The sequence below is a fragment of the Cupriavidus phytorum genome, from assembly GCF_003254285.1.
Lineage (GTDB): Bacteria > Pseudomonadota > Gammaproteobacteria > Burkholderiales > Burkholderiaceae > Cupriavidus > Cupriavidus phytorum.
Genome location: NZ_QKZN01000019.1, coordinates 1 through 25,422, shown reverse-complemented (window position 1 = coordinate 25,422; position 25,422 = coordinate 1). Strand labels below are relative to the sequence as shown.

Here is a 25,422-nt window from a genome sequence, read left to right as displayed (position 1 = left end):
ACTGCGATGCAAGACGGTCTGCGTGTCCTGTTTGTCGAAGACGAGCCGCTGGTGCGGCAGGCCACCGCGCAAAGCCTGGAGCTGGCCGGCTTCCGCGTGCTGGCGCTGCCCTCGGCCGAGGCCGCGATCCCGCACCTGCACGGCGCCTTTGCCGGCGTGGTGGTGACCGACGTGCGCCTGCCCGGCGCCAGCGGGCTGGACCTGCTGCAGCACTGCCGCAACGCCGCGCCCGGCGTGCCGGTGATCCTGGTGACCGGCCACGGCGACATCACCATGGCGGTGCAGGCGATGCGCGAAGGCGCCTATGACTTCATCGAAAAGCCGTTCGGCGCCGATCGCCTTACCGACACCGTGCGCCGCGCGCTCGAACGGCGCGCGCTGGAGCTGGAGAACCAGGCGCTGCGCCGCGAACTGGCCGGGCCCGCCGCCGGCACGCGCATCATCGGCCGCTCGCCCGCGATCGAGCAGGTGCGTGCGCTGGTGGCGAATGTCGCGCCCACCGACGTGCCGGTGATGATCAACGGCGAAACCGGCACCGGCAAGGAACTGGTCGCGCGCAGCCTGCACGCGCTGTCCGGGCGCGCCGAGGGTCCCTTTATCGCACTGAATTGCGGTGCGGTGCCCGAGGCCATCTTCGAGAGCGAAATGTTCGGGCACGAGGCCGGCGCTTTCACCGGCGCCGGCAAGCGCCGCATCGGCAAGCTCGAGCATGCCTCGGGCGGCACGCTCTTCCTCGATGAGATCGAGAGCATGCCGCTGGCGCTGCAGGTCAAGCTGCTACGCGTGCTGCAGGAAGGCTCGCTGGAGCGGCTGGGCTCGAACGCTTCGGTGAAGATCGACGTACGCATCGTCGCCGCGGCCAAGGGCGACATGGATGCGCTGGTGGCACAAGGCACCTTCCGCGAAGACCTGTATTACCGGCTCAACGTCGTCACCATCGCGCTGCCGCCGCTGCGCGAGCGGCGCGAGGACATCGTGCCGCTGTTCGAGCATTTCTCGCTGGTGTCAGCGGTGCGCTACCAGCGGCCCGCGCCCATCCTGTCCGAGGCGCAGCGCCAGGCGCTGGCCCAGCGCCCGTGGCCGGGCAATGTGCGCGAGCTGCGCAATGCCGCCGACCGCATGGTGCTGGGCGTGCCCGAGGGCGGCCAGGCCGGCGCGCAGGCGGCGGGCCCCGACGAGGGCGCGCCGCTGCGCGAGCGCATGGAGCACTTCGAGCGCGCCGTGATTGCCGACGCGCTGGCGCGCACCGGCGGCGCGGTCAGCCAGGCGGCGGACCTGCTGCAGGTGGGCAAGGCCACGCTCTACGACAAGATCAAGCGCTACGGGCTGTGATGTCATGCGCGCTTCATCGCGCTGCCACGGCGCCGTCACATTGGCGGCCTATGCTTCGTGTGCGGCTGCGGCATTGGCAGGTGCCCGCCGTGTGTATCAGTCTTCGTGGTAATTGATGGCCCCGCGCATGCGGGGCGTTTTTTTGCGCGGTCGGGTCGGATCTGGCGCCGCCGCGCCGCTTCACACCCGCCACACATTGCCCTCACCCCGGCTGGCCAGACTGGAGCCCTTCGCTCTCCGGGAACCGCCATGCCCTCCTTCGACTACGACCTCGTCATCGCCGGCGCCAGCTTTGCCGGCGCCGCCTGCGCCCTGGCCGCCGCGCGCGCCGGCCTGCGCGTGCTGGTGCTGGAACGCAAGGCCGATCCGGGCGACAAGCTCCACACCACCGGCATCCTGGTCAGGGAAGCGATCGAGCAGACCTGGCTGGGTCAGGCGCCGGCCGACTGCGTGCATCGCGTCGAGCAGGTGAAGCTGTACTCGCCGCGGCTGCGCAGCCTGGATCTCAGCGCGCCGGGCTATTACTTCCATACCACCGACACGCCGCGCCTGATGCGCTGGCTGGCCGCGGAGCTGGTGCGCCACCGGGTCGAGCTGCGGCTGGGCCAGGCCTTCGTCGGCGCGGTGCCGCGTCACGGCGGCTGGCATGTCACCGGCGTCGGCCACACGCGCTATCTGGTCGGCGCCGATGGCGCGCAATCGCGCGTGGCGCAATGCGCCGGGCTCGGGCGCGTGCACAGCTTTCTGTACGGCGTCGAATATGAATTCCCCGGACTGGCACTGCCCGAGCCGAACGCGCTGCACTGCTTCATCACGCGCCGCTTCGCGCCCGGCTATATCGGCTGGATCGCGCAGAACCCCACCGGCGTGCAGGCCGGGCTGGCGCTGCGCTACCTGCCGCGGCGCGGCCGCGCGCCGGACCTGGACGGGCTGCTGGCGCACGTGCGCGAGCGCGCCGGCCTGCCGCAGCTGACGCAGCCGGCGACGACGCGCGCGGGGCTGATCCCGTGCGGCGGCCCGGTGTCGCCGCTGGCGCGCGACGGCGTGATCCTGACCGGCGATGCCGCGGGCATCGTGTCGCCGCTGACCGCGGGCGGCATCCACTATGCCTTTGCCCACGGCGAGTCGGTCGGCGAAGCCGTGGCCGCGCACCTGCTGCGCGGCGGGCCCGCGCCGGAAGCCGTGGCCAGCGCCAGCGCGCCGCGCTTTCGCGCCAAGCGCGCGCTGCGCTGGATGTTCGAGCGCTTCCAGTGCGACTGGCCGTTCGACCTGATGCTGTATTCGCCGCCGCTGCGCCGGGCCGCGGAGCAGATCTATTTCCACCGGCGCGGCGCGGAACCGGCAGCGCCGGCGCGCGCGGCGGCCAGCGCCTGACGGGCTAGAATGCCGGGCATGGAACAACCGCGCATCCTGGTGGTGGAAGACGAGCAGGCCATCGCCGACACCATCCTCTATGCCCTGCGCACCGACGGCATGCTGGCCGAGCACTGCACGCTGGGCGGCGACGCGCTCGCGTGCCTGCGCGCCGCGCAAGCCGACCTGGTGATCCTGGACGTGGGGCTGCCGGACCTGAGCGGCTTCGAGGTCTGCCGCACGCTGCGCACCTTCAGCGATGCGCCGGTGATCTTCCTGACCGCGCGCCACGAAGAAATCGACCGCATCGTCGGGCTGGAGATCGGCGCCGACGATTACGTGGTCAAGCCGTTCTCGCCGCGCGAGCTGGCCGCGCGCGTGCGCGCCATCCTGCGCCGGGCGCGCGGCGCCGCCACGGCAAAGCAAGGCGAGGCCGCTGGTTTCACCCACGATCAGGACGGCGCGCGCCTGGCCTACCATGGCCACTGGCTGGCGCTGACGCGCTACGAATACCTGTTGCTGGCCCTGCTGGTGGCGCATCCCGGGCGGATCTACTCGCGCGCGCAGCTGATGGACGCGGTGTGGGCCGGCGCACTCGACACCAGCGACCGCACCGTCGACACCCATATCAAGACCCTGCGCGCCAAGCTGCGCGAGGTGTCTGCCGAGGGCGCCGAGCGCATCCGCACCCATCGCGGCATGGGTTATTCGCTGGAGCCCTGAGCGCGCGCCATGCATATCGGCCTGCGCATCTTCTTCGGTTTCTTCCTGATCGTGGGCCTGGCCACGGTGCTGACGCTGCGCGTGTTCGTGCAGGAGGTCAAGCCGGGCGTGCGCCAGGCCATGGAAGACACGCTAATCGATACCGCGCACGTGCTGGCCGCGCTGGCCGCCGACGACCTCAAGGCGGGCCGCATCGCCGACGGCGCTTTCGCGCGGCATATGGCGGCGCTGCGCGAGGTGCCGGTCAATGCCGAGGTCTCGGGGCTGCACAAGGACAGCATCGGCTACCGCGTCTACGTCACCGATGCCGACGGCATCGTGCGCTTCGACTCCACCGGCACCGACGTGGGGCGCGACTATTCGCGCTGGAATGACGTCTACCTGACGCTGCGCGGCAAGTACGGCGCGCGCAGCACGCGCGCCGACCCCGCCGACGAAGCCAGCACCGTGATGCACGTGGCCGCGCCGGTGCGCGACGTCGACAGCAATGGCGAGCGCATCATCGGCGTGCTGACCGTGGCCAAGCCCAATGCGGCGATGGCGCCGTTCATCGCGCGCAGCCAGCGCAAGATCCTGCTCTACGGCGGCCTGCTGATCGGCACCGCCTGCGTGATCGGGCTGGCCTGCACGCTGTGGCTGATGCATGGACTGAGCCGCCTGCGCGGCTACGCGCGCGCGGTGGCGGCCGGCGAGCGCGCCGAGATGCCGCTGCGCGGCGCGGGCGAGCTGGCCGAGCTGGGGCGCGCGGTGCAGGGCATGCGCGAGCGGCTGGAAGACAAGCAGTATGTCGAGCACTACATCCACACGCTGACGCACGAGATGAAGAGCCCGCTGGCCGCCATCGGCGGCGCGGCGGAACTGCTGCAGGAAGAGATGCCGGCGGCCGACCGCCAGCGCTTCGTCGCCAATATCCGCACCCAGTCCGGGCGGCTGGAAACCATGATCCGCAAGCTTTTGGCGCTGGCGGAGGTGGAACAGCGCCAGCGCCTGGAAGTGCGCGAGCCGGTGGCGCTGGCGCCGCTGCTGGCGCAGCTGTGCGCCGAACTTGAGCCGCGCGCGCGGCAGCGCGGCGTCGCGCTGCAGTGCGAGGCCGGCACCGAGGCCGGCCACGTCGCCGGGGACCCGTTCCTGCTGCGCCAGGCCATCGCCAACCTGCTCGACAACGCCATCGACTTCGCCCCACCCGGCACCGCGGTCACGGTGCGGCTGGAGCGGCGCGGCGACGCGCTCGCCATTGCCGTGGCCGACCAGGGCCCCGGCATTCCCGACTACGCGCTGCCGCGCGTGTTCGAGCGCTTCTACTCGCTGCCGCGCCCGCATGGTGCGGACAAGAGCACCGGCCTCGGCCTGTGCTTTGCGCGCGAGGTGGCAACGTTGCATCATGGCGACGTGACGCTGGCCAACCGCCCGGGCGGCGGCGCGCTGGCCGAGCTGGTGCTGCCGGCGGCGTAAAGCCCCACGCCGGCCGGACCGGCATAGACTTGGGCTTCTAACGTGATCGCGCTGAAACTCCCTATAATCGAACGACCGTTCATTTAGGGCACGACGACGTGCCCGCCAGTAGTCCAGGAGACACCATGCCCGCCGCCAAGCAACTGCCCCAGGCCCTGCAGAACCTGGCCCTGCCCGTGATTGCCTCGCCCATGTTCATCGTCAGCTACCCGGAACTGGTGCTGGCGCAGTGCAAGGCCGGCATCGTCGGCTCGTTCCCCGCACTCAATGCACGCCCGGCCGAGCTGCTCGACGAGTGGCTGACCCGGATCGGCGACGAACTGGCCGCGTTCAAGGCCGCCAATCCCGGCGCACCGGTGGGCCCGGTCGCGGTCAACCAGATCGTGCACGCCTCCAACGCGCGCCTGGAGCATGACATCAAGGTCTGCGTCGAACACAAGGTGCCGATCTTCATCACCTCGCTGCGCGCGCCGCCCCGGGAGCTGATCGACGCGGTGCACAGCTATGGCGGCATCGTGCTGCATGACGTGATCAGCCTGCGCCATGCCGAGAAGGCGATCGAATCCGGCGTCGACGGCCTGATCCTGGTCGCGGCGGGCGCCGGCGGCCATGCCGGCATGCTGTCGCCATTCGCGCTGGTGGGCGAGGTGCGCAAGATCTTCGACGGCCCGATCGCGCTGTCGGGCTCGATCGCCACCGGCGAGGCGGTGCTGGCCGCGCAGGCGATGGGCGCCGACTTTGCCTACGTAGGCACGCGCTTCATCGCCTCGCAGGAGGCCCACGCGGCCGAGTCGTACAAGCAGTCGATCACCAGCTCGGCCGCCGCCGATATCGTCTACACCAACCTGTTCACCGGCGTGCACGGCAACTACATCCGCGAAAGCATCAGCAACGCGGGCCTGGATCCGGACAACCTGCCGGTGGCCGACAAGAGCAAGATGGACTTTTCCAGCGGCAGTTCCAAGGCCAAGGCGTGGAAGGATATCTGGGGCGCCGGCCAGGGCGTGGGCCAGATCCACGACATCCCCAGCGCCGGCGAGATCGTCGCGCGCATGAAGTCGGAGTACGATGCCGCCAAGGCGCGGCTGGGCATCGCGCGCTGACCGATCCCTCACCGGGCCGCGTGGCGGCCCTTTGTCCGACCATTGCCGCCTTCCAACCCCGACCTTTCGCCCGATCCTGACGCCGTGCCGAGCCACCGCCAGCGCGTGCTGCGCGCCGCCTGGGTGGCACTGGGCGGGCTGTGCCTGCTGCTCGGCGTGATCGGCATCTTCCTGCCGGTGCTGCCGACCACGCCGTTCGTGCTGCTGGCCGCGGCCTGCTTCGCGCGCGGCTCGCAGCGCTTCCATGAATGGCTGCTGGGGCATCCGCGCTTCGGTCCGCTGGTCAGCGACTGGCAGCGGCACCGCAGCATCCCGTTCAAGGCGAAATGCCTGGCGCTGTCGATGATGTGGCTGTCGATGGGGACCACGGCGTGGCTGCTGCGCGGGCGGCCGCTGGTGTCGGCGGCGTTGCTGGCGTGCGCGGTGGGGGTGAGTGTGTGGATGGTGCGGCTGCCGACGCGGCCGGCTGGGGGCGGGAAGACTTGAGGGGTTGGGGTCTGTCGATGGCCTTTACTTCGTGGAGGCTCCTGCCCTCTCCCCCACCCCTCTCCCGCGCGCGGGAGAGGGGAGCGATTGCGTGGGGTGCTGGCAAGCGCTAACGCCCTCGCCGGCGGACGGTCTGCTCCCCTCTCCCGCTTGCGGGAGAGGGGCCGGGGGAGAGGGCCGGCGCATCAACAAGGTCTGGCCGTCAGCCGCCATTAGTTTCAATCGTACTTGCGCGCATCCTCGATCAGCCGCCCGTCCTGCGGCAACGAGCCCGCCGCCACGAACGCCACCTCGCCCCGCAGCCGCATCACCTCGCGCAGCGACTCCGCCACCGCGCGCTGCAACTCGGCATCCTCACGCGTCGCCTCGCAGCGCAGCGTCATCACGTCGGCACCCGGATCGCCGGTCACCACCAGCCGCGCCGCGCGGATCTCCGGATGGCGCCGCAGCACGTCGGCCACCTGGCCGGGATGTACGAACATGCCCTTGACCTTGGTGGCCTGGTCGGCGCGCCCGAGCCAGCCCTTGAGGCGGATATTGGTGCGGCCGCACGGGCTGGGCCGCTGCGACGACGCCGGCACCACCGCCGACAGGTCGCCGGTGCCGAAGCGGATCAGCGGGTAGTCGCCGTTGCCCAGCACCGTCACCACCACCTCGCCGGTCTCGCCTTCGGGCATGGGGCGCGAGCCGCCGGGCTCGACGATCTCGACCAGCACGCCCTCGTCCACCACCCAGCCGTCGCCGCCTTCGGTTTCATACGCGATCAGGCCGACATCGGCGGTACCGTACATCTGCTGCACGCGCACCCCGCGATCCCGGAACCAGTTGCGCAGCGACGGCGGCAGGGCCTCGCCCGAGACCAGCGCCTTGGCCAGGCTGGTGCAGGGCGTGCCGAGCTCATCGCCGCGCTCGAGCAGCAGCTTGAGGAACGACGGCGTGCCGGCATAAGCGGCCGGCTGCAGGCTGGCCAGCGCCTGCACCTGCGAATCGGTCTGGCCGACGCCGGCCGGGAATACGCAGCAGCCCAGCCGGTGGGCGCCGCTTTCCATCATCATGCCGGCCGGCGTGAAGTGGTAGGAGAAGGTGTTGTAGACCAGGTCGCCGGCGCGAAAGCCGGCGGCGTGCATGGCGCGCGCGGTGCGCCACCAGTCGGCGTCGTGGCCGTCGGGCTCGTGGATCGGGCCGGGCGACTGGAACACGTGGCGCAGCTTGCCCAGCGGCGTGGCGTTGAGCCCGCCCAGCGGCGGCAGCGCGCGCTGGCGCGCGGTCAGGTCAGACTTGCGCGTGACCGGCAGCTGGGCCAGCGCCGCGCGCGAGGTCAGCAGGCGCGGATCGACGCCATCCAGCAGTTCGGCAAAGTATGGCGCCTGGTCGCGCGCGTGGGCCACCTGGCGTGCCAGGGCGGCAAGGAGCGCCTGCTCGCGGACTTCCGGCGCGCGGGTTTCGAGCGGATCGAAGTGTTCTGGCATGGTGCTGTGCGTCAGGGAAAGGGATGCGGCCTGCCCCGCGCCGGGGTGCGCGTGGTGACAAGCCGGGTGGAAAACGGTCGCTTTTAGGCGAGCCAGCGCTTGCGGCGGCGGTAGCTTTTGACGTCGCGGAACGATTTGCGGCCGGGGCCGTCGGCGTCGTTGGCGGCCACGCCCAGGTAGAACTCCTTGACGTCCTCGTTGGTGCGCAGCGACTCGGCGTCGCCATCCATCACCACGCGGCCGTTCTCGAGGATGTAGCCGTAGTCGGCGTAGCGCAGCGCCACCATGGTGTTCTGCTCCGCCAGCAGGAAGCTGACGTTCTCGCGCGAATTCAGGCCGCGCACGATTTCGAAGATCTCCTCGACGATCTGCGGCGCCAGCCCCATCGACGGCTCGTCCAGCAGGATCATCGCGGGCTTGGCCATCATGGCCCGGCCGATCGCGCACATCTGCTGCTCGCCGCCGGAGGTGTAGCCCGCCTGCGACTTGCGGCGCGTCTTCAGGCGCGGGAAGTATTCGTAGATCTTCTCCAGCTCGTCGCGCGTCTGCCCGCGCGACAGGCCGCGCGTGTAGGCGCCGGTGAGCAGGTTTTCCTCGATGGTCAGGTGCGCGAAGCAGTGGCGCCCTTCCATCACCTGGATCACGCCGCGGCGCACCAGGTCGTTGGGGGTGAGCTGGTCGACGCGGTCGCCGCGGTATTCGATCGAACCCTTGGTGACATCGCCGCGCTCGGCCTGCAGCAGGTTGGAGATGGCCTTGAGCGTGGTGGTCTTGCCCGCGCCGTTGGCGCCCAGCAGCGCCACGATCTTGCCCTCCGGCACTTCGAGCGAAACGCCCTTGAGCACCAGGATCACGTGATCGTAGATGACTTCGATGTTGTTGACGGACAGGAGGCTCATGGTGCGGCTCGGGTTGGTGTGGCGGTAACTTAGGACTTCACAGTCGCGGCGGTTTGCTCCCCTCTCCCGCTTGCGGGAGAGGGGCCGGGGGAGAGGGCAGGAGCTCGCCATGGCGACGGCACTCACTCTGTTGATGCGCTGCCCTCTCCCCCGCCCCTCTCCCAGTGGGAGAGGGGAGAAACCAATCGGGATTGGTGCGGCATCAGCTCTTCGAACACCCCGGCGTAATGCCCTTCTCCTTCGCGTACTGCGCCGCGGTGGCCTTGAACAGCGGGTGGATCAGGCTCTTGTTGCCCTCGATCCAGTCCGACACCACCACCCACTTGCTGCCGTCCCACTGCTGGATCTTCACCTTGCCCGAGCCCTCGTGGTTCTCGCAGCTGGTCTTGATTTCCGGCAGCAGGCCGGTGGCGCCCAGTTGCTGCAGGCGGGCATTGGTCAGGTTCAGGTTCTCGAAGGCCCAGCGCATCTGCTCGCCGGTCATGGGCTTGCCCTTGCCGAACTTGGCCTGCGCCACGCGCACCGCCTCCACCGTCACCACCGCCGCCGAGACGCCGCGGTTGTACAGCACCGAGCCGACCTTGTTCTTGTCCTGCATGTTGCCCTTGCCAGCGCCGTAGACCACCTTCTCGATATCGGCGATCAGCGGCACGCTCTTGCCCGCGACGTTCCAGGTCGCGCTCATGTAGCCCTTGGAGGCATCGCCGGCCGGCACCGTGTCTTCCTCGGAGCCTGCCCACCAGGAGCCGATCATCTTTTCGCGCGAGAAGCCCACCTTCTGCGCCGCCTTCAGCGCGGTCTGGTTCATCACGCCCCAGCCCCAGAAGATCACGTAGTCAGGGTTCTCCTGGCGGATCTTCAGCCATTGCGCGCCCTGCTCGTTGCCGGGGTGCGCCACCGGGATCTCGACCAGGTTGAACTTGCCCAGCCGCGCCTCGGCCTGCAGCGCCACGATCGGCTCCTTGCCATAGGCCGAGTCGTGGTACAGGTAGACGATCTTCTTGCCCGCCAGCGAGCCGCCGCTCTTGCTGGCCAGGTACTTGACGATGGCCGAGACCTGCATCTGGTACGTGGTCACCAGCGGGAACGCGTACGGGAACACCGAGCCGTCGACCGCGTCGGTGCGGCCGTAGCCCATCATCACCAGCGGCACCTTGTCGGCGGCGGTCTTGTCCACCAGCGCGTACGAGATGCCGGTCGACATGGCATGGTAGGCGGTGCCCTTGGTGGTGGCGTTCTTGGACTTCAGCCGCTCGTAGCACTCCACGCCCTTGGCGTTGTTGTACTCGGTCTCGCACTCTTCCCAGCTGAGCTTGACGCCGTTGACGCCGCCGTCCTTCAGGTTGACGTAGTTGAGGTAGTCGATGAAGCCGCCATACCAGGACTGCCCGTTGGCGCCATAGGGCCCCACGCGATAGCTCGGCAGCGCGATGAACTGCTCGTTGCTTTGCGCCAGTGCTGGCACCGCCGGCGCCAGCAGTGCAGCCGCGGCGCTGACCACCAGGGCGGCGCGTTGCACATTGCGGATCAGGTTGGTCATGACAGTCTCCTTCGCCCTCGGTGGAGCGTTTCGTTATGCGTAGGCTTCAGTACTTCACTCAGGACCTGCGTTCAGACAATAAGACCCCGCTCCGTCAGTGCGGGAACGGCCACAGCCTCAGCTTCTCCTTGGCGATCTGCCACAGCCGGGCCAGCCCGTGCGGCTCGACGATCAGGAAGAAGATGATCAGCCCGCCGAACACCATCAGCTGGATGTGCGACACGGTGGCATTGGTAAAGGGCAGGTGCAGCAGCGAGGCCAGCGGCGGCAGCACGTTGTCCAGGAAGATCGGCAACAGCAGGATGAAGGCGGCGCCCAGGAACGAGCCCATGATGCTGCCCACGCCCCCGATGATGATCATGAACAGCACGCGAAACGACAGGTCCAGCGAGAACCCGTCCGGCTCGACCGAGCCCAGGTAGCAGAACGCATACAGCGCGCCGGCCACGCCGCAGTAGAACGAGCTGACCGCGAACGCCAGCAGCTTGGTGCGCATCAGCGGGATGCCGATGACTTCGGCCGCCACGTCCATGTCGCGCACCGACATCCAGGCGCGGCCGGTGGCCGAGCGCACCATGTTCTTGGCCGCCAGCGCCAGCACCGTGACGATGGCCAGCACGAACAGGTACTTCTTCACCGGGGTGTCGATGGCGTAGCCGAACAGGTCCAGCCGCTGCGCCGTGATCACGCCCGACGAGCTGTTGTTGGAGAACCAGGGGAACTTGGTCAGCGCCCACACCACGAAGAACTGCGCCGCCAGCGTCGCCACCGCCAGGTAGAAGCCCTTGATGCGCAGCGACGGCAGCCCGAACGCCACCCCCACCAGCGCCGCCGACAGGCCCGCCAGGATAAAGGTCAGCAGCACCGGCATGCCTTCGATGCGCAACTGGAAGTTGTAGGCCGCATACGCGCCTACTGCCATGAAGGCCGCGGTGCCCAGCGACAGCTGGCCGGCATAGCCGGTCAGGATATTCAGCCCCAGCGCCGCCAGCGAGAAGATCAGGAACGGGATCAGGATGGCCGAGAACCAGTATTCCGAACCGATGAACGGGATCGCCACGAAGGCGATCGCCATCAGCACCGCAAAGCCGATGCGGTCCTGGCGGATCGGGAAGATCTGGCTGTCGGTAACGTAGCTGGTCTTGAACTGGCCGGCTTCACGATAAAACATGGCAACTCTCCTGTGCGAAGTCGGTCAGACGCGATCGATATGCTTCTCGCCGAACAGCCCTTCCGGCCGCACCAGCAGAAACAGCAAGGCAAACACATACGGAAACCATCCCTCGATGCCGCCGAAGTTGCCGCCGAACATCGACTGGAACACCGGCGGGATATAGATCTCGGCCAGCTTCTCCGAGGCACCGATGATCAGCCCGCCGACGATGGCGCCGGGCACCGAGGTAAAGCCGCCCAGGATCAGCACCGGCAGCGCCTTCAGCGCGGTCAGCGTCAGCGCGAACTGCACGCCATTGCGCGAGCCCCACAGCATGCCCGCCACCAGCGCGACGAAACCCGCCACGCCCCAGACGATGGCCCAGATGTTCTGCAGCGGGATGCCCAGCGACAGCGCGGCCTGGTGGTCGTCGGCCACTGCGCGCAGCGCGCGCCCGACCTTGGTGTACTGGAAGAACAGCGCCAGCGATCCCACCAGCACGCCGGCGATGGCCGCGGCGGCAAGGTCGAACTTGGAGATGACGATGTTGAAGGTGGTCAGGATCGATTCGATCGGCTCGTCGACAATGCCCAGGTTGATCGGGCGCACTTCATTGCCGAACAAAAGCGGCCCCAGCCCTTCCAGGAAGAACGACAGCCCGATGGTCGCCATGAACAGCGTGATCGGCGGCTGGTTGACCAGCTTGCGCAGCACGAAGCGCTCGGTGCTCATGCCCACCAGGATCATCACCACGAAGGCGCCGATCACCGCGGCCCACATCGGCATGCCCTTGTCCATCAGCCCGACCACCGCCAGCGCGGCAAAGTAGACCATCGCGCCCTGGGCAAAGTTGAACACGCCCGAGGCCTTGTAGATCAGCACGAAGCCCAGCGCCACCAGCGAGTACATCAGTCCCGACAGCAGGCCGCCGAGCAGGATTTCAAAGAAGAACGTCATGGTTCAGACCCTCAGTGCGAAGTGCCCAGGTATGCCTTGATCACGTCAGGGTTGCCCTTGACCTCTTCCGGCGTGCCGTCGCCGATCTTCTTGCCATAGTCCAGCACCACCACGCGGTCGGAGATATCCATCACCACGCCCATGTCGTGCTCGATCAGCACGATGGTGGTGCCGAACTGCCGGTTCACATCGAGGATGAAGCGGCACATGTCCTGCTTCTCTTCCACGTTCATGCCGGCCATGGGTTCGTCGAGCAGCAGCATCGACGGCTCGGCGGCGAGCGCGCGCGCCAGCTCGACGCGCTTCTGCAGGCCGTACGGCAGGCGCCCCACCGGGGTCTTGCGGATCGACTGGATTTCGAGGAAGTCGATCACCTCCTCCACCTTCTGCCGGTGCCGCATCTCCTCGTTGCGCGCCGGGCCCCACCACAGCGCATGCGCGAACCACGAGGTGCGGAACTGCGTGTTGCGGCCGGTCATGATGTTGTCCAGCACGGTCATGCCCTTGAACAGCGCGATGTTCTGGAACGTGCGCGCAATGCCCTGGCGCGCCGCGGCGGTAGGGTGCATCTGCTTGCGCTCCTCGCCGCGGAACACGATGCGCCCCTGCTGCGGGTGGTAGACGCCGTTGATCACGTTCAGCATCGAACTCTTGCCGGCGCCGTTCGGGCCGATGATGGCGCGCACCTCGTGCTCGCACACGTCGAACGAGATATCGGTCAGCGCCTTGACCCCGCCGAACGACAGCGAGATATGCTGCAGGTCCAGGATCACCTCGCCGCCGGTGCGCGCCTGCGCGCCGGTGCGCTGCGCATGGCGCGTACCGGGAGGCACGCCGCTGTCATCCGCCAGCCCCGCCGGGGGCAGCGGTCCTGCGGGCGCCATCGCCCCGCCACCGCCGGCTCCGCTCGCATCGGTGCGTGCCGCCGCGGTCCATTCGCGCTTGCCGGCGCCTTGCCAGGCCACTTGTGTCATGTTGCTGCCTCCACCTGTGCTGTTATGGCCGTTATGCCGCGCGCGCCGCTACCGGCAGCCGCCTGGCATCCACCAGCTTCAGCGTGGCCGACACGCTGCCCTCGCGCCCGTCTTCGAACTTGACGCGCGTCTCGATGAACTGCTCCGACTTGCCCGCATAGAGCGCGTCGACCAGCACGCCGTACTTTTCCGCGATAAAGCCGCGCCGTACCTTGCGCGTGCGGGTCAGTTCGTCGTCGTCCGGGTCCAGCTCCTTGTGCAGCACCAGGAAGCGCGCGATCTGCGATCCGGCCAGCATCGGGTCGTTGGCAAGGTCTGCGTTCACCTGGTTCACGCATTCGCCGATCATCTCCAGCACGTCCGGCTGCGCGGCCAGGTCGACATAGCCCGCATACGGCAGGTGGCGGCGCTCGGCCCAGTTGCCGACGGCTTCGAAGTCGATATTGATAAAGGCGCAGACCTGGTCGCGGCCGTTGCCGAACGCCACCGCCTCCTTGATGTACGGGAAGAACTTGAGCTTGTTCTCGATGTACTTGGGCGCGAACATCGAGCCATCGGCCAGCTTGCCCACGTCCTTGGCGCGGTCGATGATCTTCAGGTGGCCGTCGGCGTCGATCACGCCGGCGTCGCCGGTCATGAAATAACCCTCGTCGTTGATGGCCTCGCGCGTGGCGTCCTCGCGCTTGTAGTAGGACTTGAGCAGGCCCACGCCGCGCACCAGCACCTCGCCGTTGTCGGCGATGCGGATTTCCATGCCCGGCGCCGCCGGGCCGACTGAATCGAACTTGACCTTGCCGTCGGGCTGCAGGCACACATAGGCGCAGGTCTCGGTCTGGCCGTAGAACTGCTTCAGGTTCACGCCGATCGAGCGGTAGAAGCGGAACAGGTCCGGGCCGATCGCCTCGCCGGCGGTGTAGGCCACGCGGATGCGGCTCATGCCCAGCACATTGCGCAGCGGGCCATAGACCAGCGCTTCGCCCAGCGCATAGCGCGCGCGCTCGGCCAGCGGCACCGGCTGGCCGTCGAGGATGGCGGTGCCGCAGCGGCGCGCCACGTCCATGGCCCAGTGGAACAGCTTGCGCTTGATCCAGCCGGCATCCTCCATGCGGATCATCACCTGCGTCAGCAGGCCTTCGTAGATGCGCGGCGGCGCGAAGTAGTAGGTGGGTCCGATCTCGCGCAGGTCGGTCATCACCGTTTCGCGCGATTCCGGGCAGTTCACCGTAAAGCCCGCCACCATCGCCTGCGCATACGAGAACAGGTTGTCGCCGACCCACGCCATCGGCAGGTAGGACAGCACGTCGTCGTCGGCGTTGAGCTTGTCGAAGGCGCAGCCGTTGCGCGCCGATCCGATCAGGCCATGGTGCGAATGGCACACGCCCTTGGGCTTGCCGGTGGTGCCGGACGTATAGAGGATGATCGCGGTGTCGTCGGGCTGCCCGGCGGCGATGGCCTCGTCATAGAAGCCCGGATGGGCCTGGTCGAACTCGCGCCCCAGTTCCTGCAGGCGCTCGTACGACATCAGCGAGGGATGGTCGTAGTCGAGCAGGCCGCGCGGGTCTTCGAAGATGACGTGGCGCACGGCGCGGCCGGACTCGGCCAGCTGCGCCTCGACCTCGAGCAGCTTGTCGACCTGCTCCTGGTCCTCGACGATGGCGAACTCGATCTCCGCATCGTTGAGCACGTAGACCATCTCGTTGGCGATGGCGTCCTGGTACAGCGGCACCGGCACGCCGCCCAAAGCCTGCGCCGCGGTCATGGCCCAGTACAGGCGCGGACGGTTGTCGCCCACCACTGCCAGGTTCATGCCGCGCTTGAAGCCGAGCGCGGCCAGACCACATGCCAGCGCCCTCACCTGCTGTGCCGTCTGGGCCCAGCTGTATGTCTGCCAGATGCCGAGATCCTTCTCGCGGTAGGCCGGATGCTCCGGCCGCTGCTGGGCGTGCGCCAGCAGCCATCGCGGGAAGGTCGTCGCCGACGATTCCTGCATCGCTGTCTCCTGTCCCTCCGGCGTGGGGGTCCACGCCCGGTGTCAAGCGCCGGTCCGGTCGTTATACTTGGCTTGCTTTGCCCGGCGGCATCTGCCGCATCGCATCAAGCCCGTCTGTGCCTTGTGTTGAGGGGCCGGGAGAAGCGTCTTCTGCCTTCCCGGCGTGCCCCTGGTGGCACCCGCGGTTCCGTTGTGATCGTACGATAGCCCATGCCAACACCCCCGGTTGTCACGCCGGTGACAATTCCGGGTTAATCCCTACCGGAGCTTCCGCAAGGCCATGCTGAACGATTTTGTCGACCGCTGCGTGTGGGCAGCAGACCTGAGTCCGGAGCAGCGCGAGCGCGTGCGCCGCGCCATGTTCGTGCACGAGTACAGCCAGGGCGACTACGTCTGCCACAAGGGCGACAAGGCCGAGCACTGGCTGGGCGTGCTCGAAGGGATCGTCAAGATCACCACGGTGTCGCCGTCGGGCAAGTCGGTCACCTTCACCGGCGTGCCTACCGGCGGCTGGTTCGGCGAAGGCGCGGTGCTGAAGTCGGAGATCCGCAAGTACGACGTGATGGCGCTGCGCCGCTCGACCATCGCCTTCCTGCCGCGCGACACTTTTCAGTGGCTGCTGGATACCAGCCTGCCGTTCACCCGCTTCCTGCTGACGCAGTTCAACGAGCGCCTGGGGCAGTTCATCGCGGCGGTGGAATATGAACGGCTGCTCGACATCGATTCGCGCGTGGCGCGCGCGGTGTCGTCGCTGTTCAACGAGCACCTGTATCCGGGCATCGGCAAGACGCTGGAGATCTCGCAGGAAGAAATCGGCCTGCTCGCGGGCATCTCGCGCCAGCGCGCCAACCAGGCGCTCAAGGTGCTGGAACAGCAAGGCCTGGTGCGGGTGGACTACGGCGTGATCGAGGTGCTGGACCTCGACGGACTACGGCAGTACGGGGAGTAAGGTGGGGAACAAGGTGGCCAGCGCCATCGACGCCGAGACCCTGCGGGCGTATCGCGAAACGCACTACCGGGTGCTGGGCGACACGCCGATGACCTTGCGCATCGACCAGCCCAGCGCCGCGCTGGCCGCGCTGCACCGCGCGCTGGGCGTGGACTGCAGCGCCTTCATTACCGCTGCCAACCCCTTCAGCCAGCGCTGCGACGATACCGCCAACGCGTGCCGGCAACAGGCGCTGGCGCAGGAACTTAGCGCGCTTGGGCGGCGCGCGATCGAAGCCGCTGGCGAGCATCCCGACAACGGCTGGCCCGCCGAACCAAGCTTCCTGGTGCCCGGGCTGGCGCTGGCCGAAGCGCGGGCCCTGGGCCAGGCCTACCAGCAGAACGCCGTCGTGTGGAGCGGCGCCGACGCGGTGCCGCGACTGGTGCTGTTGCGCTAACCGCGGCGGCTGGACCGGTCAACGCCGGCCGTCCGGACGTTCAATGCCCGTGGCCGCGATGGCCATGGTGACCATGATGGCCACGATGCCCATGGCCATGGTGGCGATAGTGGTGATGCCGGTGGTGATGGTGCCGGTAATGGTGATGCCGGCCGCGCCATTCATGCCGCCCATACCAGCGCCGGCCGTCCCAGTAACGGTCGCCATGCCAGCCGTGATAGCGCGGCGCGTACACCACGGGAGGCGGCGGCGCCACATAGACCGGCGCCGGCGCGGCATAGACCGGTGCGCCGATATGCACCCCCACATCCACATGCGCCATCGCCGAACGCGCCGCCAGCAGGGACATAACGCCAGCGAGCAGCGCTGCAAAGAGAACCGGGTGAGCCATGATGCGGTGTCGTCGTAAAAGGAATGGGTGCACTGTACCGCGCATTCCTGTTACCAGATGCGGCGGATTGTTTCGGTATATAACGCGGTGTAAGCGGGATTACGGCGAGCCTGGGGAAAAGGCGATGGTCACGGTTTTTTGACCACGGTACCCTCAAGCTGCTGCTCGAGTCGTTCCAGCGCCGCGACATCCTCGGCGTCGGCGGCCAGGCGCTCGGCGTCGCGCCGTTTTGCCTCGAATTCGGTATAGCGCTCGAGCGCCAACTGCTCAGCCATTTCCGCTGAGACCCTCCCGGCATGCGTCAGGACCTCACGTTCGCGGTAATGGCCCAGAGCATCTTGTTCTGGGTCTTGGCGAAAAATCGCTGCGCCTGTTCGGTAGTGCCGTCGTAATCGACGGCCGTCGCATAAATATCGCGAATCTTCTGGTAGAACCGCTTTTCGGAGGCCCGGATGTCCCGGATCCGTTGGATCAGCTCATCGAAATAATCCCAGCCGCCGGGGTCCTTGAGCCGTTCGTCATCCATGACGAAGCCCTTGACCAGGAATTCGCGCAGGTGGGTGGTGGCCCATTGGCGAAACTGGGTGCCACGATGGGAGCGAACCCGATAGCCTACTGCCAGGATCATGTCGAGGTTGTAGAGCTTGACCGCGCGCCGTACCTGCCGGGTGCCTTCCTGACGAACTATTAAGGATTCCTTAATAGTTGCTGACTCACTTAGCTCGCCCTCTTCAAGCACGTTCTTGACGTGCATATTGATATTGGGAACAGACGTTTGAAACAGATCCGCCATCTCCAGCTGCGACAGCCAGACCGTCCCACCTTCGGCCCGCAGCCGGATCCGCGCCCCCCCGTCCTCGGTGGTGTACAAGATGAGTTCGCCAGTACGCATAGGCGGGATTCCTCTACCAGTTCCTTGATCGCGTCATCGCGAACGACCCCATAGACTACCCGAAGGCATCGCCCGGTTTGTTGCAGAGTGTGCCGATACCGTGTCGATGGGCACTACAAACGAAAAGGCCGGCGCTGACCCAAGTCCAGCCGCCGGCCTCGCTCAGACCAGACCAGCCCATTGCACGGGCCGGTCCCGGTCCGATTTACTTGCTATACACGTACACCCCACGCCCCGTCTTGCGCCCCAGATACCCCGCAGCCACCATCTCGCGCATCAGCATGGCCGGACGGTACTTCGGATCGGCGAACTCGGTGTACAGCACCTCCATCACCGCCAGCATGGTGTCCAGCCCGATCATGTCGGCCAGCGCCAGCGGTCCGATCGGATGGTTGCAGCCCAGCTTCATGCCTTCGTCAATTTCTTCCGGCGAAGCCAGGCCTTCGCCCAGCACGCAGAAGGCCTCATTGATCATCGGGCACAGGATGCGGTTGACGACGAAGCCCGGGCTGTTCCTGACCGTGATCGGGTACTTGCCCAGTTCCTTGGCCAGCGTTTCGACGGCGGCGTGGGTGGCGTCGCTGGTCTGCAGTCCGCGGATCAGTTCGACCAGCGCCATCACCGGCACCGGGTTGAAGAAGTGCATGCCGATAAAGCGGTCGGCGCGCGCGGTCACGGCGGCGAGCTTGGTGATCGAGATCGACGAGGTGTTCGACGCGATGATGACGTTGTCGCCGACGATGCCGTCGATCTGCTTGAGGATCTTGACCTTGAGGTCGTAGTTCTCGGTGGCCGCCTCGATCACGATGTCGGCGGCCTTGAGATCGTCATACGACGTGCTGCCCTTGATGCGCGCCAGCGCGTCGGCCTTCTGCGCCTCGGTCAGCTTTTCCTTCTTGATCAGCCGGTCCAGGCTGCCCGACACCGTGGCCACGCCCTTCTGCACGGCGGCGTCGTTGATGTCGACCATCACCACGTTCAGTCCCACCACCGCGCAGGCCTGGGCGATGCCATTGCCCATGGTGCCGGCACCGACGATGCCTACAGTCTTGATTGCCATCTTCTCTTCCTCTTTCTGGTAGTTATTGATCGATGTCTGGTGTCAGCCTTGCTGCTGGGCGAGCGCGGCGATGATGCGCTCGGCATGCCCCTTGAGCACTTCCGGCTCCTGCATGTCGCGCGCGTGGCCGCGCAGCGACTGGTCGTTGTAGCGCGGCACGATGTGGAAATGGATGTGCGGCACGGTCTGGCCCGCCGCGGCGCCGTTGAACTGGCCGATCGAGATGCCGTCGGGGTTGAAGGCCGCGCGCACCGCGCGCGCCACGCGCTGGGTGGCGACGATGGCGGCCTGGGCGCCGCGCTCCGACAGGTCGAACAGGTTGACCGCGGCTTCCTTGGGCACCACCAGCGTATGGCCGTCGGCCTGCGGCATGATGTCCATGAAGGCGATGGTGTCGTCGTCCTCGTACACCTTGATGCAGGGCATCTCGCCCCGCAGGATCTTCGCAAAGATATTGTTCGGGTTGTACTGGGTGTCCATGGTCTTGTGTTGCGGTTGTCTCGGGATTGGTTGCCGCCAGCGCTATGTTGCGCTTGGATGCGGCGCAGCATCCGAGTGTAACGCAGGGCGGCCCTTCACCGCGGCCGCCCTGCGCGATTACCGGTCAGCGCGTGGATCGGGCTCTACATATTGCGCCGGTATTGCCCGCCGACCTCGAACAGCGCATGCGTGATCTGCCCCAGCGAGCAGACCCGCACCGCGTCCATCAGCACCGCGAACACGTTCTGGTTGTCGATCACCGCCTGGCGCAACCGCTGCAGCATCGCCGGGGCTTCGTCGGCATGCGCCTGCTGGAACGCCTGCAGGCGCTCGAGCTGGCTCTGCTTCTCGGCCTCGCTCGAACGCGCCAGTTCCAGCTTCTGCGGCACCGGGTCGCCGTCCGGATTGCGGAAGGTGTTCACGCCGATCAGCGGCAGCGTGCCGTCGTGCTTGAGCTGCTCGTAATAGAGCGATTCCTCCTGGATCTTGCCGCGCTGGTAGCCGGTCTCCATCGCACCGAGCACGCCGCCGCGCTCGGCGATGCGCTCGAACTCCTGCAACACCGCTTCTTCCACCAGGTCGGTCAGCTCCTCGATCAGGAAGCTGCCCTGGTTGGGATTCTCGCACTTGGCCACGCCCCATTCGCGGTTGATGATCAGCTGGATCGCCAGCGCGCGGCGCACCGATTCGCCGGTGGGCGTGGTGATGGCTTCGTCGTAGGCGTTGGTGTGCAGCGAATTGCAGTTGTCGTAGATCGCGATCAGCGCCTGCAGCGTGGTGCGGATATCGTTGAAGTCGATCTCCTGCGCATGCAGCGAGCGGCCCGAGGTCTGGATGTGGTACTTCAGCTTCTGGCTACGCTCGTTGGCGCCGTACTTGTCGCGCATGGTCACGGCCCAGATGCGGCGCGCGACGCGGCCCAGCACGCTGTACTCGGGGTCCATGCCGTTGGAGAAGAAGAACGACAGGTTGGGCGCGAAATCGTCGATATGCATGCCGCGCGCCAGGTAGGCCTCCACATAGGTGAAGCCGTTGGACAGCGTGAAGGCCAGCTGCGAGATCGGGTTCGCGCCGGCCTCGGCGATGTGGTAGCCCGAGATCGAGACCGAATAGAAGTTGCGCACCTGGTGATGCACGAAGTACTCCTGGATATCGCCCATCACCTTGAGCGAGAACTCGGTGGAGAAGATGCAGGTGTTCTGGCCCTGGTCTTCCTTCAGGATATCGGCCTGCACCGTGCCGCGCACGTTCTGCAGCACCCACGCGCGGATCTTGGCCTCTTCGTCGGCGGTGGGATCGCGGCCGTTGTCGGCGCGGAACTTGTCGAGCTGCTGGTCGATGGCGGTGTTCATGAACATCGCCAGGATGGTCGGCGCCGGGCCGTTGATGGTCATCGACACCGAGGTGCTCGGGCTGGTCAGGTCGAAGCCGTCGTACAGCACCTTCATGTCGTCGAGCGTGGCGATCGACACGCCCGAGTTGCCGACCTTGCCGTAGATGTCGGGACGCACGTGCGGGTCTTCGCCGTACAGCGTGACCGAGTCGAACGCGGTCGACAGGCGCTTGGCATCCATGCCCTGGGACACCAGCTTGAAGCGCCGGTTGGTGCGGAAGGCATCGCCCTCGCCGGCGAACATGCGCGTGGGATCTTCGTTCTCGCGCTTGAAGGCGAACACGCCGGCGGTGTACGGGAAGCTGCCGGGCACGTTCTCGCGCATCAGCCACTTCAGCACCTCGCCGTCGTCCTCGAAGCGCGGCAGCACCACCTTGCGCACCTTGGTGCCCGACAGCGTGGTGGTGACCAGCCCGGTGCGGATTTCCTTGTCGCGGATCTTCACCACGTATTCGTCGCCGCTGTAGGCTTCGCGCATCTGCGGCCACATTGCCAGCAGCTTGCGCTCGACCTGGCCCAGCGCGCTGTCGCGCTCCGCGGCCAGCGCGTCCAGCGCGGTACCATCGCCCTGCGCGGCCTGCAGCATGCGGCTGGATTCGCGCAGCTGCTGGCGCTCGCGCGCGATGCGGCTCTGCTCGGCCACGCGGCGATGGTAGGCGCGCACGGTGTCGGCCAGCTCGGCCAGGTAGCGGCTGCGCGCCGGCGGCACGATCACGTTCTGGCCGGTGGAGATGCGCCCCGCCAGGACCGGCAGCGTGCCCGCACCCACCTTCAGGCCATGGCCGGCCAGCGCCTCGCGCAGGCCCTGGTACAGCATGGTGACGCCGTCGTCGTTGAAGCGCGATGCCTGCGTGCCGTACACCGGCATGTCCTCCGGCTTGCCGTGCCACTGCTCGCGGTTGCGCTGCACCTGCTTGGCCACGTCGCGCCAGGCATCCTGCGCGCCCTTGCGGTCGAACTTGTTGATGGCGACGAAGTCGGCAAAGTCGAGCATGTCGATCTTCTCGAGCTGGCTGGCGGCGCCGAACTCGGGCGTCATCACGTACAGCGACAGGTCGACGTGCGGAACGATCGCGGCGTCGCCCTGGCCGATGCCGGAGGTCTCGACGATCACCAGGTCGAAGCCCGCCACCTTGCACGCGGCGATCGCGTCGGGCAGCGCCTGCGAGATCTCGGAGCCCGCCTCGCGCGTCGCCATCGAGCGCATGAAGATGTTCGGGTGGTTGATCGCGTTCATGCGGATGCGGTCGCCCAGCAGCGCGCCGCCAGACTTGCGCCGTGACGGGTCGATCGAGATCACGGCGATCGACAGCGCGTCCTGCTGGTCCAGCCGGAAGCGGCGGATCAGCTCGTCGGTCAGCGACGACTTGCCGGCGCCGCCGGTGCCGGTGATGCCCAGCACGGGAATCGATGCCTGCTGCACCTGGGCGTGCATCGCCGCCACCAGCGCCGCATCGGCCTTGCCGTTTTCGAGCGCGGTGATCAGCTGCGCCAGCGCGCGGCGGTCGCCGGCGGCGACGGGGTCGAGCGAGGTCGGCGCGTAGCGGCTCAGGTCGAGGTCGCAGCGCTGCACCATGTCGGCAATCATGCCGGCCAGGCCCATGCGCTGGCCGTCCTCGGGGCTGTAGATGCGGGCCACGCCGTAGGCCTGCAGCTCGCGGATCTCGTCGGGCACGATCACGCCGCCGCCGCCGCCGAACACCTGCACGTGCTCGCCGCCCTTGTCGCGCAGCAGGTCGACCATGTACTTGAAGTACTCGACATGACCGCCCTGGTAGCTGGAGATCGCGATGCCCTGCGCGTCTTCCTGCAGCGCCGCGGTCACGATCTCTTCGACCGAGCGGTTGTGGCCGAGGTGGACCACCTCGCAGCCATGCGACTGCAGGATGCGGCGCATGATGTTGATCGAGGCGTCGTGGCCGTCGAACAGCGATGCGGCGGTGACGAAGCGCACCTTGTTGGCCGGGCCGGTGCCCGGCTGCACCGGCTTGGGCTGGGGCGCGCCGCGGCGCACATCATGGACATCGGAAAGGTCGGTCATTGTCTCCACCGTGTCGGGGTGTTGGCTGCGACCGCGGCGTCCGCCGGCGCCGTTCTGTGCCGGCTTGGCTGGAAACGCGCGGGCTGCGCCCCGGGGTTGGGGCGGATCGATTGTATGACGTTGACGTTAACGTAAATCAATGGGGCGGAACCCGGACGGCAGGGCGCCGGCGTCCTTATAAGAGTAGGTGTCCGCGGGCTACGGACAAACAAAAGGCCACCGTGTCGGTGGCCTTTGCGGCGCATCCTGATTGACTGCCTGCCGATTCACCGGCACAGCGCTCCTATCCGCGGGCACTCGCCGAAGGCATCGGTGCTGTGCTCGTCAACCCGATGCCGCAGCGCGCGCAGCCACGCGGCCAGCCGCTGCATCGACCACGGTGCCGGCACCTGCGCCAGCGTGAAGCGTGCCCCCGCGCCATCGCCGGACAGCCAGACCCGATAGCCCTCGGGCAGCGCCAGTTCCTGGCCCGGTTCCAGCCAGATATCGTTGGGATTGCCTTCCACCGTCACCCACAGCTTGCCCGCCACCGCGCAGACGGTCTGCCCGTAACCGGCGCGCCAGCTCACCGGCAGTCCGGGTTGGTCCAGTTCGAAAGTCCGTAGTTCGCGCATGTTGCACTCCTTGTCAGCCCGGCGGTCAGCGCAGGTGCCGGAGCATCCTGGATGCGGATGCCGGCGCCTTCGTCCGCCACGCTTCCATTATTCGCATCCCTCACTACAATCCCATGTACAGTTGTGAACAGTTTTCGATGGACTGTTCAGTAGTTTTTCCTGACAGTTGCCTGCCCACCGCCCCGCACCGGCAGCTCACCGGCAGCTCCCCCCATGAAACTCATCTTAGATGCTTCCACCGGAATTCCACTGACCGAGCAGATCGTCGACGGCGTGAAGGCGTGGATCGGCAACCGCGAGGCGCGCCCCGGCGCGAGGCTGCCGTCGATCCGGCAGCTGGCGGCGGAGAACGGCATCAGCCGCTTCCCGGTGATCGAGGCCTATGACCGACTGGTGTCGCAGGGGCTGCTCGATTCGCGGCAGGGCTCGGGGTTTTATGTGGCGGACAGTCCGCTGGCGGGGCGCTCGGCGCGCGGCTGGTCGGACCCCAGCCTGGCCGAGGACCTGTCCGACCATATCCTCGAGCAGTTTAACCACCCCAGCGGCACGCTCAAGCTGGCGGGCGGCTTCGTCCCAGAGAACTGGCGCGACGTGGAGGGACTGACCCAGGCGATCCGCGCGATCTCGCGCAACGAGATCGACAGCGTGATCCACTACGCCACGCCGATGGGCCATCCGGAGCTGCGCCGCCAGGTGCTGCTGCGCGTGCGCCAGCTGGGCATTGCGGCGGAGCTGCCGCAGGTGCTGATCACCACCGGCGCCAGCCAGGCGCTGGACCTGGTGGTGCGCCACCTGCTCAAGCCGGGCGACACGGTGTTCGTCGAAGACCCCGGCTACTACAACCTGTTCGGCCTGCTGCGTTTGCACGGGGTGCAGCTGGTGGGCGTGCCGCACACGCCCGACGGACCCGACCCCGATGCCACCGAGGCGCTGCTGCGCCAGCACAAGCCCAAGCTGTTCTTCACCAACAGCGTGCTGCAGAACCCGACCGGATCGACGCTGGCGCCGCCGGTGGCGTTCCGGCTGCTGGAGCTGGCGCGCCGCCATGGCTTCCGCTTTGTCGAAGACGATATCTTCTCGGACTTCCAGACCCACTTCACCGACCGGCTGGCCACACTCGACCAGCTCGAGCACGTGATCTACATCGGCGGCTTTTCCAAGACGGTGTCGGCCTCGCTGCGGATCGGCTATCTGGTGGCCGACAAGGCGCTGGTCAAGGACCTGGTCGACGTGAAGGTGCTGACCAGCGTGGCCGGCTCGCACTTTGCCGAGGCGGTGACCGCGGCGCTGCTGGAGCGCGGCGGCTACCGCAAGTACGTGGAGCGGCTGCGGCTGCGCGTGCGCGAAGCCGTCGCCAACGCGGTGCGGCAGCTGCACGGCAACGGCTGGGAGGTGTTCTGCCAGCCCTCCGGCGGCAACTTCCTGTGGGCGCGTCCGCCCGGCATCGAGGACTCACGCGAGCTGGTGACGCTGGGCGAGCAGTTCGGCGTGACGCTGGCACCGGGCAACTACTTCCGCCCGGGCGGCGAGACCTCGGCCTGGATCCGCATCAACGCCGCCTATGCCAACGAGCCGCGCGCGGTGGCATTCATGCAGGCGGCAGCGGAGCGCGGCGCGCGCTGACCCTCAGCCACCGTGGTTATGCAGCACGGCATTGCGCCGCGCATAGGCGAAGTAGATCACCAGCCCCAGCGCCAGCCACACCAGGAAGGCGGCCCAGGTCAGCGCCTGCAGG

Annotated in this window: 24 protein-coding genes; 9 read left to right on the top strand and 15 right to left on the bottom strand. The window is 67.5% G+C overall.

The annotated features are described in order from the left end of the window. Positions 1–6 precede the first annotated feature (6 nt). The 6 genes from C7416_RS27490 (at position 7) to C7416_RS27465 (ending at position 6,449) form a co-directional block, all read left to right on the top strand. Positions 7–1,332, top strand: a complete 1,326-nt coding sequence (locus tag C7416_RS27490; protein ID WP_062796507.1) for a sigma-54-dependent transcriptional regulator — start codon at positions 7–9, stop codon at positions 1,330–1,332. A gap of 249 nt (positions 1,333–1,581) precedes the next feature. Next, a complete protein-coding gene (locus tag C7416_RS27485; protein ID WP_111521797.1) occupies positions 1,582–2,706 on the top strand; it encodes an NAD(P)/FAD-dependent oxidoreductase in 1,125 nt (374 codons plus the stop codon). Between the two features lie 9 nt (positions 2,707–2,715). After that, entirely contained in the window at positions 2,716–3,408 is a 693-nt protein-coding gene (gene creB / locus C7416_RS27480; protein WP_290367821.1) for a two-component system response regulator CreB, read from the top strand. A 9-nt stretch (positions 3,409–3,417) separates the two neighbouring features. Then, a complete protein-coding gene (gene creC, locus C7416_RS27475) occupies positions 3,418–4,860 on the top strand; it encodes a two-component system sensor histidine kinase CreC (RefSeq protein WP_111521796.1) in 1,443 nt (480 codons plus the stop codon). A gap of 125 nt (positions 4,861–4,985) precedes the next feature. Beyond that, entirely contained in the window at positions 4,986–5,963 is a 978-nt protein-coding gene (locus C7416_RS27470; protein ID WP_111521795.1) for an NAD(P)H-dependent flavin oxidoreductase, read from the top strand. A gap of 84 nt (positions 5,964–6,047) precedes the next feature. Then, positions 6,048–6,449: a YbaN family protein gene (locus C7416_RS27465; protein WP_111521816.1), complete on the top strand. Its 402-nt coding sequence runs from the start codon at positions 6,048–6,050 to the stop codon at positions 6,447–6,449. Positions 6,450–6,667: 218 nt separating this feature from the next. On the opposite strand, the gene C7416_RS27460 is transcribed toward C7416_RS27465, so the two are convergent. The 7 genes from C7416_RS27460 to C7416_RS27430 form a co-directional block, all read right to left on the bottom strand. Continuing rightward, positions 6,668–7,918, bottom strand: a complete 1,251-nt coding sequence (locus tag C7416_RS27460) for a phenylacetate--CoA ligase family protein (RefSeq protein ID WP_111521794.1) — start codon at positions 7,916–7,918, stop codon at positions 6,668–6,670. An 83-nt stretch (positions 7,919–8,001) separates the two neighbouring features. Beyond that, entirely contained in the window at positions 8,002–8,817 is an 816-nt protein-coding gene (locus C7416_RS27455; protein WP_018003769.1) for an ABC transporter ATP-binding protein, read from the bottom strand. Positions 8,818–9,019: 202 nt separating this feature from the next. Then, a complete protein-coding gene (locus C7416_RS27450) occupies positions 9,020–10,357 on the bottom strand; it encodes an ABC transporter substrate-binding protein (RefSeq protein WP_111521793.1) in 1,338 nt (445 codons plus the stop codon). Positions 10,358–10,451: 94 nt separating this feature from the next. Further along, on the bottom strand, positions 10,452–11,528 hold the full coding sequence (locus C7416_RS27445; protein WP_111521792.1) for a branched-chain amino acid ABC transporter permease: 1,077 nt from the start codon (positions 11,526–11,528) through the stop codon (positions 10,452–10,454). A gap of 24 nt (positions 11,529–11,552) precedes the next feature. Beyond that, positions 11,553–12,467, bottom strand: coding sequence for a branched-chain amino acid ABC transporter permease (locus C7416_RS27440; RefSeq protein ID WP_062796483.1), 915 nt, complete (start codon positions 12,465–12,467; stop codon positions 11,553–11,555). An 11-nt stretch (positions 12,468–12,478) separates the two neighbouring features. Continuing rightward, a complete protein-coding gene (locus tag C7416_RS27435; protein ID WP_062796480.1) occupies positions 12,479–13,441 on the bottom strand; it encodes an ABC transporter ATP-binding protein in 963 nt (320 codons plus the stop codon). A 31-nt stretch (positions 13,442–13,472) separates the two neighbouring features. Then, positions 13,473–15,431 carry an AMP-dependent synthetase/ligase gene (locus C7416_RS27430; RefSeq protein ID WP_111521791.1) on the bottom strand — a complete coding sequence of 653 codons (1,959 nt, stop codon included), beginning with the start codon at positions 15,429–15,431 and terminating at the stop codon, positions 13,473–13,475. A 280-nt stretch (positions 15,432–15,711) separates the two neighbouring features. Here C7416_RS27430 and C7416_RS27425 point away from each other — a divergent pair, with 280 nt between their 5' ends. Both C7416_RS27425 and C7416_RS27420 read left to right on the top strand, forming a co-directional pair. Further along, positions 15,712–16,380, top strand: coding sequence for a Crp/Fnr family transcriptional regulator (locus C7416_RS27425; RefSeq protein ID WP_012351564.1), 669 nt, complete (start codon positions 15,712–15,714; stop codon positions 16,378–16,380). A 13-nt stretch (positions 16,381–16,393) separates the two neighbouring features. Then, the gene (locus C7416_RS27420) at positions 16,394–16,816 is read left to right on the top strand and encodes a DUF3293 domain-containing protein (protein WP_111521815.1); all 423 of its coding nucleotides are present in this window, start codon (positions 16,394–16,396) and stop codon (positions 16,814–16,816) included. A gap of 40 nt (positions 16,817–16,856) precedes the next feature. Here the strand turns inward: C7416_RS27420 and C7416_RS29365 are convergent, their stop codons facing one another. The 7 genes from C7416_RS29365 to C7416_RS27390 all read right to left on the bottom strand — a co-directional run bounded on the left by C7416_RS29365 (position 16,857) and on the right by C7416_RS27390 (position 23,687). Continuing rightward, on the bottom strand, positions 16,857–17,207 hold the full coding sequence (locus tag C7416_RS29365) for a hypothetical protein (protein WP_111521790.1): 351 nt from the start codon (positions 17,205–17,207) through the stop codon (positions 16,857–16,859). Positions 17,208–17,335: 128 nt separating this feature from the next. Beyond that, complete coding sequence (locus C7416_RS29360; protein ID WP_240988135.1) at positions 17,336–17,482, bottom strand: hypothetical protein; 147 nt, start codon at positions 17,480–17,482, stop codon at positions 17,336–17,338. 26 nt (positions 17,483–17,508) lie between these two features. Next, positions 17,509–18,099, bottom strand: a complete 591-nt coding sequence (gene rhuM / locus C7416_RS27410; RefSeq protein ID WP_240988134.1) for a RhuM family protein — start codon at positions 18,097–18,099, stop codon at positions 17,509–17,511. A 205-nt stretch (positions 18,100–18,304) separates the two neighbouring features. Next, positions 18,305–19,159: a 3-hydroxybutyryl-CoA dehydrogenase gene (locus tag C7416_RS27405; protein WP_111521789.1), complete on the bottom strand. Its 855-nt coding sequence runs from the start codon at positions 19,157–19,159 to the stop codon at positions 18,305–18,307. 42 nt (positions 19,160–19,201) lie between these two features. Beyond that, positions 19,202–19,639 (bottom strand): HIT family protein, encoded by a 438-nt coding sequence (locus tag C7416_RS27400; RefSeq protein ID WP_111521788.1) that lies wholly within the window; start codon positions 19,637–19,639, stop codon positions 19,202–19,204. Between the two features lie 143 nt (positions 19,640–19,782). Further along, positions 19,783–23,073: a fused isobutyryl-CoA mutase/GTPase IcmF gene (gene icmF, locus C7416_RS27395; RefSeq protein ID WP_111521787.1), complete on the bottom strand. Its 3,291-nt coding sequence runs from the start codon at positions 23,071–23,073 to the stop codon at positions 19,783–19,785. A 266-nt stretch (positions 23,074–23,339) separates the two neighbouring features. Then, the gene (locus C7416_RS27390) at positions 23,340–23,687 is read right to left on the bottom strand and encodes a DUF2917 domain-containing protein (protein WP_111521786.1); all 348 of its coding nucleotides are present in this window, start codon (positions 23,685–23,687) and stop codon (positions 23,340–23,342) included. Positions 23,688–23,900: 213 nt separating this feature from the next. Here C7416_RS27390 and C7416_RS27385 point away from each other — a divergent pair, with 213 nt between their 5' ends. Further along, the gene (locus C7416_RS27385; RefSeq protein ID WP_111521785.1) at positions 23,901–25,310 is read left to right on the top strand and encodes an aminotransferase-like domain-containing protein; all 1,410 of its coding nucleotides are present in this window, start codon (positions 23,901–23,903) and stop codon (positions 25,308–25,310) included. A gap of 3 nt (positions 25,311–25,313) precedes the next feature. Here C7416_RS27385 and C7416_RS27380 read toward each other — a convergent pair. Continuing rightward, a partial coding sequence (locus C7416_RS27380; RefSeq protein WP_146604311.1) for an amino acid permease C-terminal domain-containing protein occupies positions 25,314–25,422 on the bottom strand: 109 nt, incomplete at its 5' end.

What these genes read in the sequence shown, in the direction of transcription:
- rhuM (WP_240988134.1), bottom strand. Translation starts at nt 18,099, where the DNA reads ATGCGTACTGGCGAACTCATCTTGTACACCACCGAGGACGGGGGGGCG.
- C7416_RS27435 (WP_062796480.1), bottom strand. Translation starts at nt 13,441, where the DNA reads ATGACACAAGTGGCCTGGCAAGGCGCCGGCAAGCGCGAATGGACCGCG.
- C7416_RS29360 (WP_240988135.1), bottom strand. Translation starts at nt 17,482, where the DNA reads ATGGCTGAGCAGTTGGCGCTCGAGCGCTATACCGAATTCGAGGCAAAA.
- C7416_RS27400 (WP_111521788.1), bottom strand. Translation starts at nt 19,639, where the DNA reads ATGGACACCCAGTACAACCCGAACAATATCTTTGCGAAGATCCTGCGG.
- C7416_RS27385 (WP_111521785.1), top strand. Translation starts at nt 23,901, where the DNA reads ATGAAACTCATCTTAGATGCTTCCACCGGAATTCCACTGACCGAGCAG.
- C7416_RS27470 (WP_111521795.1), top strand. Translation starts at nt 4,986, where the DNA reads ATGCCCGCCGCCAAGCAACTGCCCCAGGCCCTGCAGAACCTGGCCCTG.
- C7416_RS27390 (WP_111521786.1), bottom strand. Translation starts at nt 23,687, where the DNA reads ATGCGCGAACTACGGACTTTCGAACTGGACCAACCCGGACTGCCGGTG.
- creB (WP_290367821.1), top strand. Translation starts at nt 2,716, where the DNA reads ATGCCGGGCATGGAACAACCGCGCATCCTGGTGGTGGAAGACGAGCAG.
- C7416_RS27440 (WP_062796483.1), bottom strand. Translation starts at nt 12,467, where the DNA reads ATGACGTTCTTCTTTGAAATCCTGCTCGGCGGCCTGCTGTCGGGACTG.
- C7416_RS27455 (WP_018003769.1), bottom strand. Translation starts at nt 8,817, where the DNA reads ATGAGCCTCCTGTCCGTCAACAACATCGAAGTCATCTACGATCACGTG.
- C7416_RS29365 (WP_111521790.1), bottom strand. Translation starts at nt 17,207, where the DNA reads ATGGCTCACCCGGTTCTCTTTGCAGCGCTGCTCGCTGGCGTTATGTCC.
- C7416_RS27450 (WP_111521793.1), bottom strand. Translation starts at nt 10,357, where the DNA reads ATGACCAACCTGATCCGCAATGTGCAACGCGCCGCCCTGGTGGTCAGC.
- C7416_RS27460 (WP_111521794.1), bottom strand. Translation starts at nt 7,918, where the DNA reads ATGCCAGAACACTTCGATCCGCTCGAAACCCGCGCGCCGGAAGTCCGC.
- C7416_RS27425 (WP_012351564.1), top strand. Translation starts at nt 15,712, where the DNA reads ATGCTGAACGATTTTGTCGACCGCTGCGTGTGGGCAGCAGACCTGAGT.
- C7416_RS27445 (WP_111521792.1), bottom strand. Translation starts at nt 11,528, where the DNA reads ATGTTTTATCGTGAAGCCGGCCAGTTCAAGACCAGCTACGTTACCGAC.
- C7416_RS27430 (WP_111521791.1), bottom strand. Translation starts at nt 15,431, where the DNA reads ATGCAGGAATCGTCGGCGACGACCTTCCCGCGATGGCTGCTGGCGCAC.
- creC (WP_111521796.1), top strand. Translation starts at nt 3,418, where the DNA reads ATGCATATCGGCCTGCGCATCTTCTTCGGTTTCTTCCTGATCGTGGGC.
- C7416_RS27490 (WP_062796507.1), top strand. Translation starts at nt 7, where the DNA reads ATGCAAGACGGTCTGCGTGTCCTGTTTGTCGAAGACGAGCCGCTGGTG.
- C7416_RS27485 (WP_111521797.1), top strand. Translation starts at nt 1,582, where the DNA reads ATGCCCTCCTTCGACTACGACCTCGTCATCGCCGGCGCCAGCTTTGCC.
- C7416_RS27405 (WP_111521789.1), bottom strand. Translation starts at nt 19,159, where the DNA reads ATGGCAATCAAGACTGTAGGCATCGTCGGTGCCGGCACCATGGGCAAT.
- icmF (WP_111521787.1), bottom strand. Translation starts at nt 23,073, where the DNA reads ATGACCGACCTTTCCGATGTCCATGATGTGCGCCGCGGCGCGCCCCAG.